Origin of the sequence: Nocardia sp. 348MFTsu5.1 (assembly GCF_000383535.1) — a bacterium.
GTDB classification, from domain to species: domain Bacteria; phylum Actinomycetota; class Actinomycetes; order Mycobacteriales; family Mycobacteriaceae; genus Williamsia; species Williamsia faeni.
On record NZ_KB911518.1, the window covers coordinates 187,338 to 206,623 of the forward strand.

General features: G+C 64.8%; 17 protein-coding genes. 10 read left to right on the top strand and 7 right to left on the bottom strand.

Annotated elements, in window-relative coordinates; translation table 11 throughout:
• Positions 1–2 precede the first annotated feature (2 nt).
• The 3 genes from H290_RS30865 to H290_RS0119230 form a co-directional block, all read right to left on the bottom strand.
• Positions 3–1,115, bottom strand: coding sequence for a DoxX family protein (locus H290_RS30865; protein WP_020108457.1), 1,113 nt, complete (start codon positions 1,113–1,115; stop codon positions 3–5).
• Positions 1,116–1,246: 131 nt separating this feature from the next.
• A complete protein-coding gene (locus tag H290_RS0119225) occupies positions 1,247–1,921 on the bottom strand; it encodes an MBL fold metallo-hydrolase (RefSeq protein WP_020108458.1) in 675 nt (224 codons plus the stop codon).
• Positions 1,922–1,958: 37 nt separating this feature from the next.
• Positions 1,959–2,936: a GlxA family transcriptional regulator gene (locus H290_RS0119230; protein WP_020108459.1), complete on the bottom strand. Its 978-nt coding sequence runs from the start codon at positions 2,934–2,936 to the stop codon at positions 1,959–1,961.
• A gap of 71 nt (positions 2,937–3,007) precedes the next feature.
• Between H290_RS0119230 and H290_RS29240 the strand changes: the two genes are divergently transcribed.
• From H290_RS29240 to ilvD, 4 genes are all read left to right on the top strand, one after another.
• A complete protein-coding gene (locus tag H290_RS29240) occupies positions 3,008–4,309 on the top strand; it encodes an MFS transporter (RefSeq protein WP_020108460.1) in 1,302 nt (433 codons plus the stop codon).
• Positions 4,310–4,382: 73 nt separating this feature from the next.
• On the top strand, positions 4,383–5,009 hold the full coding sequence (locus H290_RS0119240; RefSeq protein ID WP_028463399.1) for a YoaK family protein: 627 nt from the start codon (positions 4,383–4,385) through the stop codon (positions 5,007–5,009).
• Positions 5,010–5,168: 159 nt separating this feature from the next.
• Positions 5,169–8,120, top strand: coding sequence for an excinuclease ABC subunit UvrA (uvrA, locus tag H290_RS0119245; protein ID WP_020108462.1), 2,952 nt, complete (start codon positions 5,169–5,171; stop codon positions 8,118–8,120).
• 59 nt (positions 8,121–8,179) lie between these two features.
• On the top strand, positions 8,180–9,868 hold the full coding sequence (ilvD, locus tag H290_RS0119250) for a dihydroxy-acid dehydratase (RefSeq protein ID WP_020108463.1): 1,689 nt from the start codon (positions 8,180–8,182) through the stop codon (positions 9,866–9,868).
• 82 nt (positions 9,869–9,950) lie between these two features.
• Here ilvD and H290_RS0119255 read toward each other — a convergent pair whose 3' ends face one another.
• Positions 9,951–10,301, bottom strand: coding sequence for a DUF1844 domain-containing protein (locus H290_RS0119255; RefSeq protein WP_020108464.1), 351 nt, complete (start codon positions 10,299–10,301; stop codon positions 9,951–9,953).
• A gap of 364 nt (positions 10,302–10,665) precedes the next feature.
• Here H290_RS0119255 and infC point away from each other — a divergent pair, with 364 nt between their 5' ends.
• The 6 genes from infC to pheT all read left to right on the top strand — a co-directional run bounded on the left by infC (position 10,666) and on the right by pheT (position 16,448).
• Positions 10,666–11,304: a translation initiation factor IF-3 gene (infC, locus tag H290_RS0119260; protein WP_028463400.1), complete on the top strand. Its 639-nt coding sequence runs from the start codon at positions 10,666–10,668 to the stop codon at positions 11,302–11,304.
• A 37-nt stretch (positions 11,305–11,341) separates the two neighbouring features.
• Positions 11,342–11,536, top strand: coding sequence for a 50S ribosomal protein L35 (gene rpmI / locus H290_RS0119265; RefSeq protein ID WP_020108466.1), 195 nt, complete (start codon positions 11,342–11,344; stop codon positions 11,534–11,536).
• Between the two features lie 63 nt (positions 11,537–11,599).
• The gene (rplT, locus tag H290_RS0119270) at positions 11,600–11,980 is read left to right on the top strand and encodes a 50S ribosomal protein L20 (RefSeq protein WP_020108467.1); all 381 of its coding nucleotides are present in this window, start codon (positions 11,600–11,602) and stop codon (positions 11,978–11,980) included.
• Positions 11,980–12,819: an RNA methyltransferase gene (locus H290_RS29245; protein WP_081631642.1), complete on the top strand. Its 840-nt coding sequence runs from the start codon at positions 11,980–11,982 to the stop codon at positions 12,817–12,819. The genes rplT and H290_RS29245 overlap by 1 nt, the downstream gene beginning before the upstream one ends.
• Positions 12,820–12,908: 89 nt before the next feature.
• On the top strand, positions 12,909–13,940 hold the full coding sequence (gene pheS, locus H290_RS0119280) for a phenylalanine--tRNA ligase subunit alpha (RefSeq protein WP_020108470.1): 1,032 nt from the start codon (positions 12,909–12,911) through the stop codon (positions 13,938–13,940).
• Positions 13,941–13,973: 33 nt separating this feature from the next.
• Positions 13,974–16,448 carry a phenylalanine--tRNA ligase subunit beta gene (gene pheT / locus H290_RS0119285; RefSeq protein WP_020108471.1) on the top strand — a complete coding sequence of 825 codons (2,475 nt, stop codon included), beginning with the start codon at positions 13,974–13,976 and terminating at the stop codon, positions 16,446–16,448.
• 19 nt (positions 16,449–16,467) lie between these two features.
• Here the strand turns inward: pheT and H290_RS0119290 are convergent, their stop codons facing one another.
• The 3 genes from H290_RS0119290 to H290_RS0119300 all read right to left on the bottom strand — a co-directional run bounded on the left by H290_RS0119290 (position 16,468) and on the right by H290_RS0119300 (position 19,237).
• On the bottom strand, positions 16,468–17,517 hold the full coding sequence (locus H290_RS0119290; RefSeq protein ID WP_020108472.1) for a hypothetical protein: 1,050 nt from the start codon (positions 17,515–17,517) through the stop codon (positions 16,468–16,470).
• 248 nt (positions 17,518–17,765) lie between these two features.
• The gene (locus tag H290_RS0119295) at positions 17,766–18,521 is read right to left on the bottom strand and encodes an ABC transporter permease (RefSeq protein ID WP_020108473.1); all 756 of its coding nucleotides are present in this window, start codon (positions 18,519–18,521) and stop codon (positions 17,766–17,768) included.
• Entirely contained in the window at positions 18,521–19,237 is a 717-nt protein-coding gene (locus H290_RS0119300; protein ID WP_020108474.1) for an ABC transporter ATP-binding protein, read from the bottom strand. Before H290_RS0119300 ends, H290_RS0119295 begins: the two co-directional genes overlap by 1 nt.
• Between the last annotated feature and the right edge of the window lie 49 nt (positions 19,238–19,286).

A 19,286-nucleotide genomic window follows, 5' to 3' on the forward strand; every position in this document is an offset into this window, starting at 1 on the left:
GATCAGCGGGCCTTTGCTGCGGCTTTCTGAGCCTTCTTGGCCTGCCTGCGCGCCCGCGCGGAGAGTTTGGCCCCCTCTTCGGCGGCGCGCTCTGCCACTTCGAGGCTGTACTCCCTGACCGACTCGGCCAGCTCGGGAGCCTTCTCGCGCACTGTTTCCAGGGCGTGCTCGGCATGCTCGTAGGTCGAATCCCAGGCCTTGGCGGCAGAATCGGCGAGTGCGGAACGGTGGTACGCGGTCGCATCGATCACCTGCGACTGCTTCTTACCGGCTTTCTTGCCCAACGCGGCCTGCTGTTTAACTGCTGCTTTACCCAGTACGGCCTGTTGTTGCACGGCTACCTTGCCCAGAGCGGCCTGTCGTTCTGCTGCGGCCTTGGTCAGCGCTGCGCCCTGCTCGGCTGCGACACCCGCCAACACTGCGCCCTTGGCGGCAGCGACGTCCGCGAGTTCGGAAGCGCGTTCAGAGGCCACCTCGGCGAACTTGCTGCCGCGATCGGCCGCGACTTCGGCGAGCTTGCTGCCGCGATCGGCCGCGACTTCGGCGAACTCACCGGTGAGTTCGGCGACGGCCTCGGCGAAGTGCGACGCCTTGTCGGCGAGTACCTCGGTGGCCGCCGATCCGTCTGAACCCGATGGCAGCGCGGTGGCCAGCTTGTCGCTCGCCCGCGCTGCGGCCCGGCGTCCGCGCCACGCGAGTGACGGTTTGCCTTCGGTGTCGACGGTGGCGAGCAGAAGGCCGCCGAGTAGGCCGACGTTCTGGATGAAGTGCGCTTGCTGTTCAGCGCGCTCATGCGGGTCGGTTTCGTTCCAGAAATCGTGTCCGGCGAGTGTCGTCGGGACGACAACACCGGTCAGCGTCAGCGCGGCCAGTCGCGGGAACTTGCCCGTGGCCAGTGCCAGACCACCGGCGATGTGAATGGCGCCATTGATACGGACCACGGCCTGCGCGTCTTTGGGGATGAGATCTGCGGCCGTGGGCGGCAGTGCACCCTTGGCCTTGTCGACGTATGGTTGCGCGGCTTCGGCCAACGGTTCCGGACGTCGGATCACCTCGATCCCGGTGGCGATGAACGCGGCTGCGAGCATGGGACGGGCAATTCGGCGAATCAGCATTTTAAGGGCCTCCTCCAGACACTGTTAATTCGAATCTGCTTGTCGAGCTTTCGGCTGAACATGGCTGCCGGATGGGGTTCCACCCGACGTATGGTCGAACTAGGAGTGGGGTACCCCGCGGCGTGGGCTTTCTACCAGCCTCGTTCGCGCCACTCGTCGAGATGCGGGCGTTCGGCGCCCAGGCTGGTGTCGAGTCCGTGTCCGGGGTACACCACCGTGCTGTCGTCGAAACGGTCGAACAGTTTTGTGGTGACGTCGGCGATGAGCGACTTGAAGTCCTCGGGCGTCTGCGACTTGCCGACGCCGCCGGGAAACAGGCAGTCACCGGTGAACAGGTGCGTGACGTCGTCGTCGAAGAACAATGCGATGGAACCGTCGGTGTGACCCTTCACGTGGATGGTGCCCAACTTGAGGTTGCCGACCTCGATGATGTCGCCCTCGTCGACGAGCCGATCGGTCGGCACCTGAATCGGCGGCGCGTCGATCCGGCCTGCGGCGGTCGGCAGGCCGGTGGCCTTGACCACTTCGTCGAGCGCGATCCAGTGGTCGGGATGCCAGTGGGTGGTGAAAATCGATTCGATGTGGCCGTGCGCCTTGATCAGTTCGATCAGGACATCGGCGTCGTTCGCGGCGTCGATCAGCAGCGCTTTGCCGGTTTCACGGCAGGTGATGACGTAGACGTTGTTGTCCATCGGGCCGACGGACAGTTTGAGGATCGTTGCATTCGGTGTGGTTTTACGTTGTGGCACATCCGAATTGCGGAAGTCGCCGGTGTAGTTGTCGGAAATCGGGGCCGCTGCACTCATGGGATCAACCCTAACCGTCCGGCTGAGGGTTTGTGGCTCACCTGCCCTGGAACATGCGCCGATAGTGGGTGGGGGAGGTGCCCAGATGGGTACGGAGCTGGTGACGCAGATTCGAGCCGGTGACCAGACCGGACAGATGTGCGACCTCGTCCACCGGCAGGTCCCGGGTTTCCAGTAATTCGCGTGCGAGATGCAGCCGCTGCTTTCGTACCCAGACGGCCGGCGTGTCGCCGGTCTCCTCACTGAATCGGCGGTTGAACGTCCGCACACTCATGTGCGCGCGTTCGGCCAACTGGGCGACGGTCAGCGGTTCGGTCAGATTGTGGCGGGCCCAATCTCGAACGCTCGCGGTGGAACTGCTGTCGATCTCGGGTACCGCGGCGTCGATGAACTGCGCTTGGCCGCCGTCGCGCCATGGCGGGACGACGCAATACTTGGCAACCCGGTTGGCGACCCGCGTGCCGTGGTCGCGCCGGATGATGTGCAGGCAGAGGTCGATGCCGGCGGCCAGGCCCGCCGATGTCAGGACATCGCCGTCGTCGACGAACAGGACACCTTCATCGAGGTCGACGGCCGGATACATCCGTCGAAAGTCGTCGGCCTTGTCCCAGTGGGTCGTTGCCGGACGACCGTCGAGAATACCGGCGGCGGCCAGCGCAAATGCGCCGGTGCAGATCGACACCATGCGCGTTCCGGGTCGGACCTGCTCCAATGCCGCTCGAAGGTTGTCCGGGTAGACGCCCCCGTAGCGCACTTCGGGCATGCGGGTGCCCGGGATGAGCACGGTGTCCGCCTCGGCCAGTGCCTCAGGCCCGTGACCGGGGGTCAGCATGAAGTCGGACAGGGTGCCGACGGGACCGGTGGTGAGACCGGCGAACCGGATGTCGTAGAGCGGACGCCCATCGTCGTCGGTGGCCTGCGAGAACACCATCGACGGGATCGTCGCATCGAAGCCGATGACAGGTGCGAGGAGCAGTACCACCACCCGATGAGGCGTGAACCCGGCTGCAGTCATGGCAGTAATTCTACACATGATGGCATTTATGCCAATAGCGTCTTTGGTGCCCCTCGGACAGACTGACTCTTGTGACGACCGTCAAAATCCCCTCGGCCCGCACGCCCGGCCGCCTTCATTGGGCCTGGGTGGTGGCTGCTGTCGCCTTCATCGCGCTCCTGGCCGCCGCGGGATTCCGCTCCGTTCCGAGCGTGATGATGGAACCGCTGAACTCCGAGTTCGGCTGGTCCCACGCGACCGTCGGGCTCGCGATGTCGATCAACATGACGCTGTTCGGGTTGACTGCACCTTTTGCCGCGGCACTGATGGATAGGTACGGGATCCGGCCGATCCTCGCCGGTGCGCTCACCCTGATCGCCACCGGTACCGCGCTGAGCGTGTTCATGACCGAGAGCTGGCAGCTCATGCTGCTGTGGGGCGTGCTGGTCGGCATCGGGACCGGGTCGATCTCCATGGGCTTCGTGGCGACCGTCGCCACCCGCTGGTTCGTCGAGAAGCGGGGGCTGGTGACCGGTGTCCTGACCGCCGCGAGCGCCACCGGCCAGCTGATCTTCCTGCCGTTGATCGCGGAGGTGACCACGCGTGCCGGGTGGCGGTGGGCGTCGATCATCGTGGCCGCATCCGCGCTTGCCGTGGTCCCGCTCGTCCTCATCTTCATGCGAAACTACCCGTCCGACAAGGGTATTGGCCCCTACGGTGCCCCGCTTCAGGAGGCGCCTCCGATTCCCGCGGGCGGCAGCTTCCGAAGCGCGCTGGACGGACTGGTGATCGGTGCCCGCACCCGGGTGTTCTGGTTGCTCGCGGGCAGTTTCGCGATCTGTGGGATGACCACCAACGGGCTCATCGGCACCCACTTCATCCCCGCCGCCCATGACCACGGCATGCCCACCACGGTCGCCGCGAGCTTGCTCGCGACCATCGGTATCTTCGATGTCGCGGGGACGGTCTTCTCCGGCTGGCTCACCGACCGGGTGGATCCGCGCGTGCTGCTCGTCGTCTACTACGTCGGCCGCGGTATCTCGCTCCTGACTCTTCCCGTATTGCTGTCGCCGCACGCCGAACCGAGCACCTGGGTGTTCATCATCTTCTACGGCCTCGACTGGGTCGCGACCGTGCCACCGACCATCGCGCTGTGCCGCAGCTACTTCGGTGCGAAGACACCGGTGGTCTTCGGCTGGGTGTTCGCGTCCCATCAACTCGGTGCCGCGGTCGCGGCCTTCGGCGCCGGATATCTGCGAGACGAACAAGGCAGCTATGACATGGCGTTCTACATCGCCTCGGGGCTGTGCGTGATCGCCGCGGTGATGTGTGTGAGCATCCGCCGGCCGGCTTCCGCCCGACCCGTCGAACCGGTGCCCGTGGCGCATACTTGAGCCCACTGTTCGGCGTCGGTCAGGAGTCGTTGGTTGTGACGGTGCGGGTGTGAAGACGATCGACCGCAATGAGCTGGCGCTGGCGGCGGGATTGACCGCAGTCGCAGGATTTGTGGACGCGGTGGCATTCGTCCATCTCGGGGGCTATTTCATCTCGTTCATGAGCGGCAACACCACGAAGATGTCGTCATCATTTGTCGACGGCTTGATGGCGACCGCCCTGCGATGCCTATCGATCATCGGGTTGTTCGTGGTCGGGGTCATGGTGGGTTCGATCATTCGCCGTCTCACGATGGGAGAGCGCGGGCGAATGGAGGTGTTGTATTCGGTATCAACACTTCTCGGGGTGTCCGCGGTGATTGCCGTCACGTGGTCCGGATTTGTGTCACTGATGGTGGGCGCGGTGGCGATGGGCACTCTCAACTCGGTCTTCGAGAAATCGGGGGAGGTCTCGGTCGGTTTGACGTACATGACCGGGACTCTGGTGAAGGCGGCTCAGCGGTTGGTGGATGCCGCGTTCGGTGGTCCGAGGTGGTTGTGGGCGCGGTACTTTCTGTTGTGGGCGGCGATGGCGGTCGGGGCGCTCGGCGGGGCCGGCGCCTATCGCGAACTCGGTATGTCGGCAATGTGGCTGCCGTTTGCGACAGTTGCCTTGCTCACAGTCTGGGCGATGAGGATCACCGCAGGTCAGAAGGTTTGACGGCTCTAGCTGAATGGTGTGATCTGCGCGGACAATTTGCTGTCGCCGGTATCTTGTCAGTGGGTGCCTCTAACATTGCCGGGTACGCCTCTGGCACACATCTAACGGCCGATCAGTGATGGTTGGCACACGCCCTATTTGAACTCGAAAAGGACCACAGTGGTTGATCGACTCATCGTGCGCGGAGCCCGCGAACACAACCTTCGCGGCGTCGACGTGGATCTCCCGCGCGACAGTTTGATCGTCTTCACCGGGCTCTCCGGCTCGGGAAAGTCGAGTCTGGCATTCGACACGATCTTCGCCGAGGGGCAACGCCGCTACGTCGAATCGCTCTCCGCGTACGCCCGGCAGTTCCTGGGTCAGATGGACAAGCCCGATGTCGACTTCATCGAAGGCTTGTCGCCCGCGGTCTCGATCGATCAGAAGTCGACCAACCGCAATCCGCGGTCGACGGTCGGCACCATCACCGAGGTCTACGACTACCTCCGCCTGTTGTACGCGCGCGCAGGCAAGGCGCATTGCCCCGAGTGTGGTTCCGCCATCGAAAAGCAGACTCCGCAGCAGATCGTCGATCAGGTGCTGGCGATGGACGAGGGCATCCGGTTCCAGGTGCTGGCACCGGTCGTCCGGACCCGCAAGGGTGAATTCGTCGACCTGTTCGGCACACTCCAGACGCAGGGATTCTCGCGCGCCCGAATCGACGGTGTGGTCCATCCGCTGGCCGATCCTCCGAAGCTCAAGAAGCAGGAAAAGCACGACATCGAGGTGGTCGTCGACCGGCTGGCCGTGAAGGCCTCGGCCAAGCAGCGTCTCACCGACTCGGTGGAGACCGCACTCGGGCTGGCCGATGGCGTGATCGTGCTCGACTTCGTCGACCTGGAAGAAGGCGATCCCGATCGGGAGCGCCGGTTCTCCGAGCGAATGGCATGCCCGAACGGCCACCCCATCGCGATCGACGATCTCGAGCCGCGCTCGTTCTCGTTCAACTCGCCCTATGGGGCCTGCTCCGACTGTGACGGCCTCGGCGTCCGCAAAGAGGTCGACGAAGAACTGGTCGTCCCGGATTCCGATTTGACGCTCGCAGAGGGTGCCATCGCGCCGTGGGCGGGTGGCCACAATGCCGACTACTTCTTGCGGTTGATGTCCGGACTCGGTGATGCCATGGGGTTCGACACCGAGACCCCGTGGAAGAAGCTTCCGCTCAAGGCCCGCAAGGCGATCCTCACCGGCAGCGAACACCAGGTTCACGTGAAGTTCCGCAACCGGTACGGCCGCACACGCTCGTATTACACCGAGTTCGAAGGCGTGATGTCCTTCCTGCATCGCCGGATGGAACAGACCGAATCCGAACAGATGAAAGATCGGTACGACGGATACATGCGGGATATCCCGTGTCCCACCTGCAAGGGCGCGCGGCTGCGTCCCGAGATCCTCGCCGTCACCCTCGACCACCAGCGGTACGGCAAGAAGTCGATCGCCGAGGTCTGTGCGCTGTCGGTGGCAGAATGTGCCGACTACCTCTCCGACCTCAAGCTCGGCAAGCGCGAGCAGGCCATCGCCGGCCAGGTTCTCAAAGAGGTGCAGTCACGCATCCGCTTCCTGCTCGACGTGGGTCTGGAATACCTGTCGCTGTCCCGGGCGGCGGGTTCGTTGTCCGGCGGTGAGGCGCAGCGTATTCGCCTGGCCACCCAGATCGGTTCCGGCCTGGCCGGTGTTCTTTATGTCCTCGACGAACCGTCGATCGGACTGCATCAGCGCGACAACCGCCGACTGATCGACACCCTGACCCGGCTGCGCGACCTGGGTAACACCCTGATCGTCGTCGAGCACGATGAAGACACGATCAGGTCGGCCGACTGGATCGTCGACATCGGCCCGCACGCCGGTGAACACGGTGGTCGAGTCGTGCACAGCGGCAGCTACCAGGACCTGCTGAAAAACGAGGAATCCATCACCGGCGCGTATCTGTCGGGGCGTTCCAGGCTGGAGGTCCCGCTGATCCGGCGGCCGATCGACCGCAAGCGGCTGCTGACCGTGGTCGGGGCGCGTGAGCACAACCTCAAAGAGATCGATGTCGTGTTCCCTCTGGGTGTTCTCACCGCGGTCACCGGCGTCTCGGGGTCGGGCAAGTCGACGCTGGTCAACGACATCCTGGCAACGGTGATGGCGAACAAGCTCAACGGCGCACGGCAGGTCCCGGGGCGTCACACCCGCATCAACGGGATGGACAACCTGGACAAGCTGGTCCGGGTCGACCAGTCTCCGATCGGCCGTACCCCGCGATCCAACCCGGCCACCTACACGGGGGTCTTCGACAAGATCCGCACCCTGTTCGCCGCGACCACCGAGGCCAAGGTCCGCGGTTACCAGCCGGGACGGTTCTCGTTCAACGTCAAGGGTGGTCGCTGCGAGGCGTGCTCGGGCGAAGGCACGATCAAGATCGAGATGAACTTCCTGCCCGACGTCTACGTTCCGTGCGAGGTGTGCCACGGCGCCCGGTACAACCGGGAAACCCTCGAGGTCCACTACAAGGGCAAGACCATCTCCGAGGTCCTCGACATGCCGATCGAGGTGGCGGCGGACTTCTTCGAGCCGATCACGTCGATCCATCGGTACCTGAAGACCCTCAACGAGGTCGGGCTGGGCTATGTCCGGCTCGGGCAGCCCGCGACAACGCTGTCCGGTGGTGAGGCACAGCGTGTGAAGCTGGCGGCCGAACTGCAGAAACGGTCGACCGGGCGCACGGCCTACATCCTCGACGAACCCACCACGGGTTTGCACTTCGAGGACATCCGCAAGCTGATCACGGTCATCAACGGCCTGGTCGACAAGGGCAACTCGGTCATCGTGATCGAGCACAACCTCGACGTCATCAAGACCGCCGACTGGGTCATCGACATGGGTCCGGAGGGTGGTTCGGGTGGTGGCACCGTCGTCGTCGAGGGGACTCCCGAAGATGTCGCCGCCGTGCCGCTCAGTCACACCGGCAAGTTTCTCGCCGAGATCCTGAAGCCGACCAGCGACGCCGCGCCGGCGCCCGCACGGAAAGCGGCCCCACGGAAGGCTGCCGCCAAGCAGACTGGACGTAAGAAAGCGGTCACCGCAGGCTGAGTGTGGCCACCGGATAGGACGGGGCCGACACCGGCCGACGACAACACCGAGGAGTTCCGATGGTCGACATGAAGCCGCGTAGCCGCACCGTCACCGATGGGATCAGTGCGGCTCCGAGTCGGGGGATGCTGCGTGCTGTCGGAATGGGTGACGAGGATTGGGGCAAACCCCAGATCGGCATCGGCAGTTCCTGGAACGAGATCACCCCGTGCAATCTCTCGCTCGACCGGCTGGCGCAGGCCAGCAAGGAGGGTGTGCACGCCGGTGGCGGCTATCCGTTGGAGTTCGGCACCATCTCGGTGTCGGACGGCATCTCGATGGGCCACGAGGGCATGCATTTCTCGCTGGTGTCGCGGGAGGTGATCGCCGACTCGGTGGAGACCGTGATGCAGGCCGAACGCCTCGACGGCTCGGTCCTGCTGGCCGGTTGTGACAAGTCGCTGCCCGGCATGTTGATGGCCGCCGCCCGCCTCGACCTCGCCTCGGTGTTCCTCTACGCGGGCACGATCGCGCCGGGCTGGGTCAAACTCGCCGATGGCAGCGAACGCGACGTCACCCTGATCGACGCGTTCGAGGCGGTCGGCGCATGTCATGCGGGCAAGATGTCCGAGGAAGACCTGGGTCGTATCGAGCGGGCGATCTGTCCGGGCGAGGGTGCCTGTGGCGGGATGTACACCGCCAACACGATGGCGTCGATCGCCGAGGCGCTGGGGATGAGCCTGCCGGGCTCGGCAGCACCACCGGCCGCCGACCGCCGGCGGGACGCGTTCGCGCACCGGTCGGGGGAGGCCGTCGTCAACCTCTTGCGACTGGGAATCACCACCCGCGACATCATCACCAAACCCGCGCTCGAGAACGCGATCACCGTGACCATGGCTCTCGGCGGTTCGACCAACGCGGTGCTGCATCTGCTGGCCATCGCCAGCGAGGCCGAGGTGGATCTGCACCTCGACGACTTCAACCGCATCGGCGACCGCACACCGCACCTCGGCGACCTCAAGCCATTTGGCCGGTATGTGATGAACGACTTCGACCGACACGGCGGCATCCCGGTGATCATGAAGGCGCTCCTCGACGCCGACCTGCTCAACGGCGATGCTCTCACGGTCACCGGCAAGACCCTCTCCGAGAACCTCGACGAGATGGAGATCGGCCCGCTGGACGGGAAAGTCATTCGGGCACTGGACAATCCGATCCACAAGACCGGCGGTATCACCATCTTGCACGGCTCGCTCGCGCCCGAAGGTGCGGTGGTGAAGTCGGCCGGATTCGACGCCGACACGTTCGAGGGTCCGGCCCGGGTATTCGAACGCGAGCAGGGCGCGTTGGCCGCCTTGGCCGATGGCGTGATCACGGCGGGCGACGTGGTGGTGATCCGCTATGAGGGTCCAAAGGGCGGACCCGGGATGCGGGAGATGCTGGCCATCACCGGTGCCATCAAGGGCGCCGGTCTGGGTAAGGATGTGTTGTTGCTCACCGACGGACGATTCTCCGGCGGCACCACCGGACTCTGCATCGGACACATCGCACCGGAGGCCTCCGACGGGGGACCGGTCGCTTTCATCCGTGATGGCGATCGCATCCGGGTCGACATCGCCGGCCGCACGCTCGACCTCCTCGTCGACGACGAGGAGATCGAGCTACGTAAACAGGACTGGAAGCCGCTCGACCACAAGTATCAGCGGGGTGTGCTCTCCAAGTACGCGAAGCTGGTCCGCTCGGCCTCGGTGGGCGCCGTCACCCACTGACGCGGTCCTAGCAACCCGAAGATGTGCCCTTTTGGCGAACAAAAGACCAGGTGAGCGCCGCCAAAAGGCCACATCATCGGGTTCAGTCGGCGACGGGGCCGGTCTGTTTTTCGCCGGGACCCTGGCCGGGATCGTCGGGATGGGCACTGGCCTCACGGAACGCGAGCTGCAGGCTCTTGAGTCCGTCGCGCAGTGCGGAGGCGTGGATGCCCAGGTCGGCGACCGAGGACTGGATGAGACCGGCGAGGGCGGTGATCAGTTTGCGGGCTTCGTCGAGGTCGAGGTGCGGGCTCGTCGACGGATCCTGCTCGGACAGGCCGAGCTTTTCGGCCGCAGCACTCATCAGCATGACCGCAGCTCGGGTGATCACTTCGATGGCCGGGATTTCGGCCAGGTCGCGCACCTCGGGCTCGGAATTCAGGTTTTCCGTCATGGCTGTTAGACTTCCACCTACGACCGCCCTGGCTGACGCCGGGGTTGCAAGTGGAGTTCACACTCCCACCGCTCGACGGCGATGTCTTCGAAAGAAGAATCGCACGGTTGAACGGTCCGGTTTTGTCGTCGGAGAGTCCGCATTGCGGAATATCTCCGGTGGCCTCTGCGTTGGAGGCTGTGATCGCTGGGATGCGATAGGTGACATGAACCGGTCGGTGTGGGCCCCGTCGATGATGATCATCATCGATCCGGGGCCTTTTCGCTGAGGATCTGTTTCACCAGTTGCCACCGCGGTCCAACCTGAGAAAAAACGTCTGCCACGAGGAACCACCTGCGTACGCGGACACAAATGAGGAGGCCCCATCAGCACTGAGACTCGTATCAATGAGCGCATCCGAGTACCCGAGGTCCGTCTTGTCGGCCCCAACTCGGAGCAAGTAGGCATCGTCCGTGTGGAGGATGCCCTGCGCTTGGCTATCGAGGCCGATCTCGATCTGGTCGAGGTTGCCCCGAATGCGCGTCCGCCGGTCTGCAAGATCATGGACTACGGCAAGTTCAAATACGAGGCGGCACAGAAGCAGCGCGAATCGCGTCGCAACCAGCAGATGACCGTCATCAAGGAGCAGAAGCTCCGCCCCAAGATCGACGACCACGATTACGAGACCAAAAAGGGTCACGTCATCCGCTTCCTCGAAGCCGGGTCGAAGGTCAAGGTGACGATCATGTTCCGTGGACGCGAGCAGTCGCGACCCGAACTTGGTTACCGACTACTGCAGCGTTTGGGCTCCGACGTAGGCGAGTACGGGTTTGTAGAGACCTCCGCCAAGCAGGATGGCCGCAACATGACGATGGTCCTGGCACCGCACAAGGGCGCCAAGACCAAAGCTCAAGCACAAGCGCAAGCACAAGCACCAAAAGCGCAAGCGCAACCCCAGCAGAGCGCACCCACCAAGCCTGCGGCAGATCCAGGACCGGCTCCGGCCGCCAATCCTGAGAGCTGACCTCTCCAACAGGCGTTACGAAGAGAAAGGCATTCCCATGCCCAAGACCAAAACCCACAAGGGCACCGCCAAGCGTTTCAAGGTGACCGGTAGCGGCAAGATCGTCCGCCAGCGCGCGGGCCGTCGCCACCTGATGGAGCACAAGCCCACCAAGCAGACCCGTCGTCTCGATGGCACCGTCGTCGTTTCCGAGAACGATGCTCCCCGCATCAAGCGCCTGCTGAAGATCTAACGCTCCCCACCAGACCACTCGCTGCCGGTTCCCGGCCGCCACATACTAAGAGGTAAATCAACAATGGCACGCGTAAAAAGGGCGGTAAACGCCCAGAAGAAGCGTCGTTCAACCCTGGAAGCTTCCAAGGGCTACCGCGGACAGCGTTCGCGTCTGTACCGCAAGGCAAAAGAGCAGCAGCTGCACTCGCTGGTCTACGCCTACCGCGACCGTCGCGCCCGCAAGGGTGAGTTCCGCAAGCTGTGGATCTCGCGCATCAACGCTGCGGCGCGGGCCAATGACATCACCTACAACCGCTTCATCCAGGGTCTGAAGATCGCTGGTGTCGAGGTCGACCGCAAGATCCTCGCCGAGATCGCCGTCAGCGATCCCGAGGCATTCACCGGTCTGGTCGCGGTTGCCAAGAAGGCTCTGCCGGCTGACGTCAACGCCCCCGCAGCCTGATCGGCACTGACATAAACATCCCCGCGCCGGACGTTCTCACCGAACGTTCGGCGCGGGTTGTTTCATATGCAAAGCTGCACCGTTCCGCGGCGCGGCGCAAGGCCGGGACTTTCCTGGCCGAGGGTTTCAATGCCGTCGACGCTGCAGTCGCAACGCGTCGCGCACAGGTTCTCCTGGCGACAGACGAGGCTCTCGACCGGTACGCCGATCTGGTGCATAGCGCTGCGGCCGGTGGCGTCGAGGTTCTGCGTATCTCGGCGGGAGCCGCCGACAAGCTGGCGGAGACCATCACCAGCACCGGTCTGTTCGTGGTCTGCGATCTGGTCGATGTCTCCATGGCCGAGGTGCTGAGCAGTGCACCGCGCCTACTCGCGGTACCGGTGGAGATGACTGATCCGGGGAATGCCGGCACGCTCATCCGGACCGCCGATGCGATGGGCGCCGACGGTGTCATCCTCGCCGGGGACAGTGTGGATCCGCACAATGGCAAGTGCGTGCGTTCCACCGCGGGCAGCGTGTTTCATGTCCGCATCGCCCGTGAGCGGAGCATCTCCGAGGTCCTCGCCGCGCTGCGCGACGCCGGTGTTGCCATCTGCGCCACCGCGGGAGATGCCGAGTTGAGCCTGCCCGATGCCGGTGAGGTGCTCGCCGGTCCGACCGCATGGTTGTTCGGCAACGAGGCGCATGGACTGCCGGACGAGATTCTGGCGCAGGCCGACCACCGGATCTCCATTCCGATCCACGGTCGAGCCGAGAGCCTGAACCTGGCCGCCGCGGCTGCGATCTGCCTCTATGCCAGCGCCGATGCCACCCGAGTGGTCGACTACCCTCTCAGTTGAGCCAAGCCAGTTCCATCAGCCGTACTTCGTTCAGATAGTCACTCGTACAGAGTTCCAGAAGTCAGATATCCAAGGGAGTCATCACAGCCGTGGCCGACGTCGACAGCCAGACATTGGCGACCGCAGTGGACGCTGCTGTCGCAGCCTTTTCCGACGCGGTTGATCTGCCCGCCTTGGCCACGGCCAAGACCGAGCACCTGGGCGACAAGTCGCCGATCGCATTGGCCCGCCGCGAACTCGGTGCGCTGCCGAAGGAGCAGAAGGCCGAGGCCGGCAAGCTGGTCAACGTTGCTCGTGGCCAGGCGCAGAAGGCGTACGACGAGCGTCTTGCCGTCCTGACCGCCGAGCGCGATGCCGCGGTGCTGGTCGCCGAGACCATCGACGTCACCCTGCCGACCGCTCGCCGGACATTGGGCGCCCGCCACCCGATCACGGTGATCGGCGATCAGGTCGCCGATGTGTTCGTCGGAATGGGCTGGGAGATCGCCGAGGGTCCAGAAGTCGAGACCGAGCACTTCAACTTCGACGCGCTGAACTTCCTGCCGGATCACCCGGCCCGGTCGATGCAGGACACCTTCTACATCGCACCGCCGGAGTCGCGGCAGGTGCTACGGACCCACACGTCACCGGTTCAGGTCCGCGCCATGTTGTCGAGGGAACTGCCGATCTATGTCGCGTGCCCGGGCCGGACATTCCGCACCGACGAACTCGACGCCACCCACACCCCGGTCTTCCACCAGGTCGAAGGCCTGGCCGTGGACAAGGGGCTGACGATGGCGCACTTGCGGGGCACCCTCGATCACTTCGCCAAGGCGCTGTTCGGCCCGGAGACGGTCACCCGGATGCGCCCGAGCTACTTCCCGTTCACCGAGCCGTCCGCCGAGGTCGACGTCTGGTTCGCCGGCAAGAAGGGTGGCGCGGGCTGGGTCGAGTGGGGCGGCTGCGGCATGGTTCATCCGAATGTGCTGCGCGCCAGCGGGATCGACCCCGAGGTCTACTCGGGATTCGCATTCGGCATGGGGCTCGAACGCACCCTGCAGTTCCGCAACGACCTGCCCGACATGCGCGACATGGTCGAGGGCGACATCCGCTTCACGGTGCCCTTCGGTCCCGGCGCCTGAGTACGCAGAACCAACGAAAGAGCTGAGTTTCCAGTGCAATTAGCGCAGTCGTGGCTGACAGAGATCCTGCAACAGGGCACTCCCGGGTGGAGCAAGTCGCCCGCCGAGGTCGACGAGGCCTTTGTTCGCGTCGGATTCGAGATCGAAGACATCACCCCGTTGCCGGAGATCACCGGACCGCTGGTGGTCGGCCGGGTCACCAAGATCGAAGAGCTCACCGAGTTCAAGAAGCCCATCCGCTTCTGCCAGGTCAATGTCGGTGAGGACAAGGACCGCGACATCGTGTGCGGCGCACGGAACTTCGCCGAAGGCGACCTGATCGTGGCGGCGCTGCCCGGCAGTGTCCTGCCCGGTGACTTCGCGATCGCCACCCGCACGACCTACGGCAAGACCAGCGACGGCATGATCTGCTCGGTCACCGAGCTGGGTGTCGGCAACGACCACAGCGGCATCCTGGTGCTGCCGCCGGAGATCGCGGCCCCCGGCACCGATGCGCGTGAGGTACTCGGTCTCGACGACACGATCATCGACGTCAACGTCACCCCGGACCGCGGCTATGCGTTCTCGGTGCGTGGGCTGTCCCGCGAACTCGCGTGCAGCTTCGACCTGCCGTTCGCAGATCCGGCGACGGCGCCCACCCTGCGGACCAGTGCAGGTTCGGGCCCGGCAGTGCATCTCGACCCGGAGTCGGGTGCCACTCGGTACTGCGCGCTGGTGGTTCGCGGTATCGACCCGTCGGCTCCGAGCCCGTGGTGGATGGTCAAGCGGCTGATGATGTCCGGTGTGCGACCGATCTCGGCAGCCGTCGACATCACGAACTACGTCATGCTCGAACTGGGCCAGCCCCTGCACGCCTTCGACGCGGCCAAGCTCTCCGGTGACATTCGGGTCCGCCGCGCGACCGCGGGGGAGAAGCTGACCACGCTCGACGACGTCGTGCGCGACCTCGATCCGGAAGATGTGGTCATCACCGACGATTCCGGTCCGATCGCTCTGGCGGGTGTGATGGGTGGTGCGGCCACCGAGATCAACATCGGAAGCACCGATGTCCTGTTGGAATCGGCGACGTTCAACCCGGTCTCGGTGTTCCGGACCGCCAAGCGTCACCGTCTCACCAGCGAGGCCAGCAAGCGCTTCGAGCGTGTTGTCGACCCGAAGGTCACCGACATCGCGCTCCTGCGCGCCGCATCGCTGTTGGCCGAGATCTGCGGCGGCACAGTCGAGTCCACGTACACCGATGCCGGCGCGGTGGCGCCTGCGGCGACCGTGCTGATGGCCGAGCGGGCACCGTCGGCGACGGCCGGCATCGACTATCCGGTCGGCACTGCGCAGCAACGACTCGTGCAGGTGGGCTGTGCGGTGGAGGCAGCGGGCGACATGCTCACCGTCACCCCGCCGAGCTGGCGACCCGATCTTCGGCTGAGTGCCGACCTCGTGGAGGAGGTGTTGCGCCTCGAGGGCTACGAAAACATTCCGACCAAGCTGCCGACGGCTCCCGGTGGGCGTGGTCTGACACCGCGACAGCTCCGTCGCCGCAGCGTCGGACGCAGCCTTGCCCTGTCGGGTTACGCCGAGGTCTTGCCGTACCCGTTCATGCCGGCCGGCGTCTTCGACCTGTGGGATCTGCCCGCCGACGACCCGCGCCGGGCCACGGTCACCGTGCTCAACCCGCTCGAAGCCGATCGGCCCGAGCTGAACACCACCCTGCTGCCGGGGCTGCTCGAGATGGTCGGCCGCAATCTTGCTCGCGGACAACGGGATCTGTCGATGTACACCATCGGTCAGGTGGTTCTGGGTGGGCAGCACGTTCGTCCGATCGACGCGCTGCCGGTGGACCGGCGACCGAGCGCGGAGCAGATCGCCGAACTGGTCGAATCGCTTCCGGCGCAGCCATTGCACGTTGCCGCTGTGCTGACGGGTCTGCGTGAACCCGCCGGTCCGTGGGGCAGGGGACGCGTTGCCGACACCACGGACGTGTTCGATGCCGTGGCGATCATCGGTCAGGCCGCAGGTGTCGAATTGACGCTGCGGTCGGCTGTACAGGTGCCGTGGCACCCCGGTCGTTGTGGTGAGATCCTTGCCGACGGCATCGTGGTCGGGTGGGCCGGCGAACTGCATCCGGCGGTGCTGGAGAAGTTGCACCTACCGCCGCGTTCGCTGGCTCTGGAGATCGATCTCGACGCGATCCCGGTGAACAATGCTCTTGTGTCGCCGCGCATCTCGCCGTATCCGCCGGTCCTGCAGGACCTCGCGGTGGTCGTCGATGCCGACGTGGCCGCCGAAGACGTCCGCGCCGCACTCGAGGCCGGGGCCGGTGAACTGCTCGAGAGCATCGCCGTGTTCGACGTCTTCACCGGCGAGCAGGTGGGCGAGGGCAAGAAGTCCCTCACCTTCTCGCTCCGCTTCCGGGCGACCGACCGCACCCTCACCGAGGACGAGGCAACAGCCGCCCGGGACGCCGCACTGGCAGCGGCGACGTCGGCGGTGGGCGCGCAGATGCGAAGCTGAACCGCGCGCCCGGGCGACGTTAGAGCGTCACCAAACCGCGCGGCAATGGCAGGGGCAGACTGGTGTAGGTCGCGATCCCCGGTTCGGCGGCGACGACCTGCGGGATCGCGTTGAGGGTCGGCATCGCCGTCGCGACCATTCCCAGCACCATGAAATCGTTCAGGGTTGTGCCCTTGAAGTCCTTCGGCGGCAAGACGTCGATGGCGGTGCGGATACTCGGACGGCCGTCGATCTCGACGAGGTACGTGGGGCCGTCGATCGACCATTCCGGTTTGAGGGATTGTCCCTTGCGCCAGCGGAAGCGGAGTTCGACGATGCTTCGTCCGGCGACCTTTCCGTGCCAGCTCGCGGCGATCCCGGCAACACAGCCGGCGGAAATGCTCCACGAACCGAGGTCGATGTCCTGTGTCGTCTCGGCGTACTCGGCCTCGCAGACCACCTCGTCGAACTCGACGCCGAGAGCGTCCCCGAACAGGCGGACCGCGTCTTCGAAGATCGCGGTGCCCGACCGGGTCATTTCGAACAGATCGGGGTCGTCGATCGGGCGGCCGAAGCCAACCGGAATCTCGGTCGTGGGTGAGTCGTAGCCGCTGATATCGGCGGTCTCGGTGACTGTGATCTTGTCGATCTGATCGCATCCGCTGGTCGACGCGATCGCGATGAAGTCGGCGAATCCGGGGTTGATGCCCGAACCGAAGACCGTGGCGCTGCCCTTTTCGCAGGCCGCGATGATTCGGGCGCGACCCTCGCCGAGCGAGTGCCCGGTGATGAACGACGCGGTCGTGACGATGTTCACGCCGGCCTCGAGGATCCGGACCATCTCATCGACGTTCACCCACATCGGGTTGTAGATGACAACGTCCGGCTTGAGCGACAGCAATTCGTCGATGTCATTTGTCGCGGTCACTCCGGCAGGCGGGAGCCCGCACAGGGTTCCGACGTCCTGGCCGATCTTGTCCGCCGCAAAGGCGTAGCAACCGATGAGTTCGAAGTCAGGATGCCGCAAGACCGCTTCGACCGATTGCTTGCCGACGTTGCCAGTTGTCCACTGCACCACGCGATATGTCATCGGAGTTTCTCCCACTGTCCTGGTCGTCGCCGACCCGGATCGGGTCCCGACGAAATCTCGAAAATTTTCCGCAGACCCGGTGGGTCTGTTTACGGTAGCCCTTACGGTACTTGCATCAGTAGGTACCTGAGCCAGTTTTGGCCAAATTGCCGAATCGGACACAGCACCTTCGCGGCGAGTTCCACCGAACTGATACTCCGATGCGAATTCGTCTCAGTGACAAGCTCGGTCGACGCCCGGGGTCGGGTTCAGGGTGTGGTGCGACGCAGGGTTGCCGCACCCAGGCACAATGCCACCACGGAGAACGCGACGACGACACCGAGATCACGCCACATCTGACCGGTGGGATTCGCGTGCACCGCCACCTGTTGCAACGCATCGACCGCGTAGGTGACCGGCAGGATGCCGCTGATCCAGTCCAGCCAGTCGGCCATCTGATCGCGGGGCACGAACAGTCCGCACAGCAGGAGCTGGGGGATGACCACCACCGGGATGAATTGCACCGCTTGGAATTCCGTGCGGGCGAAGGCCGAGAAGAACAGACCCAGCGCAACTCCGAGTATTGCCACGAGCACCGCGATCACCACCACCCAGATGGCGGCTCCGGCGATGTCGAGGTCGAGGATCCAGAAGGCCACCGCACTCGCGAGCGTGGCCTGCGCCGCGGCGGCGATCGAGAAGGCGGCACCGTATCCGGCGAGGAGATCGAGTTTGCCCAGCGGAGTGGTCAGCAGCCGCTCGAGGGTGCCCGACGTTCGTTCCCGGACCATGGCGATCGACGTCGTGATGAACATCAGCACAAACGGCAGGATCCCGAGCATGATGATGCCGATTTCATCGAAGCGGGAGGTTCCCGGTATCCGGCCGGGCGAATCGTCGAACATGAAGTACAGCAACACCATCAGGATGCACGGCACCACGAGGATCATCGCGACCGTGCGGTGATCGCCCAGCAACTGCCGGAGGATGCGATGTGTGGTGGCGGTGAACTGACGCAGGTGCATCACGGGGATCCCTGCGTGATCAACTGCAGGAACGCGGTCTCCAGGTTGGTCTGTCCGGTGCGTTCTCGCAGCTGGTCCGGCGTCAGCTCGGCGAGAATCCGGCCTTCGCGCATCAGGATCAGGTTGTCGCAGCGGTCGGCCTCGTCCATCACATGACTCGACACCAGCAAGGTTGCACCGGCTCTGGCGAGTGCATGGAATCGATCCCACAGGTCTGCCCGCAAGACCGGATCGAGGCCGACGGTGGGCTCGTCGAGGATGAGGAGTGTCGGCGAACCGACCAGCGCACAGGCGATCGACACCCGACTGAGCTGGCCGCCGGACAGGTCCAGGGTCTTGCGCGCCCGAAGGTCGGTCAGGCCCACCGCATCGAGCGCGCCGTCCACCCCGGTCCGGTTGTTGTAGAGGTCGGCGAAGTACGCCACGTTCTGTTCGACGGTCAGGTCGGTGTAGACCGACGGCGCCTGGGTGACGTACCCGACCAGATGCCGCAACGCGGCGCTCCCGGCCGGCCGGTCGAGGACCGTCACGGATCCGGATTCGATCTGCTGGGTACCGACGATGGCACGCATCAGGGTGGTCTTGCCGCAGCCCGACGGACCGAGGAGCCCGGTGATGGACCCCACGGGTACCGTGAGGTTCAGGTCATGCAGGACAGGATTTCCGCCTCGCTTGACCGCAAGCGACTGCACATTGATCGCCGCGGACGTGGTCACCGTTCAGTCATACCGCGCTGCGTACGAGCCCGCGGGCGAAGCGTGGTCA

Coding starts and splice junctions, on each gene's coding strand:
- H290_RS0119225 (WP_020108458.1), bottom strand. CDS start 1,921: ATGAGTGCAGCGGCCCCGATTTCCGACAACTACACCGGCGACTTCCGC.
- H290_RS0119255 (WP_020108464.1), bottom strand. CDS start 10,301: ATGACGGAAAACCTGAATTCCGAGCCCGAGGTGCGCGACCTGGCCGAA.
- H290_RS0119230 (WP_020108459.1), bottom strand. CDS start 2,936: ATGACTGCAGCCGGGTTCACGCCTCATCGGGTGGTGGTACTGCTCCTC.
- H290_RS0119290 (WP_020108472.1), bottom strand. CDS start 17,517: ATGACATATCGCGTGGTGCAGTGGACAACTGGCAACGTCGGCAAGCAA.
- rpmI (WP_020108466.1), top strand. CDS start 11,342: ATGCCCAAGACCAAAACCCACAAGGGCACCGCCAAGCGTTTCAAGGTG.
- ilvD (WP_020108463.1), top strand. CDS start 8,180: ATGGTCGACATGAAGCCGCGTAGCCGCACCGTCACCGATGGGATCAGT.
- H290_RS0119295 (WP_020108473.1), bottom strand. CDS start 18,521: ATGCACCTGCGTCAGTTCACCGCCACCACACATCGCATCCTCCGGCAG.
- H290_RS30865 (WP_020108457.1), bottom strand. CDS start 1,115: ATGCTGATTCGCCGAATTGCCCGTCCCATGCTCGCAGCCGCGTTCATC.
- rplT (WP_020108467.1), top strand. CDS start 11,600: ATGGCACGCGTAAAAAGGGCGGTAAACGCCCAGAAGAAGCGTCGTTCA.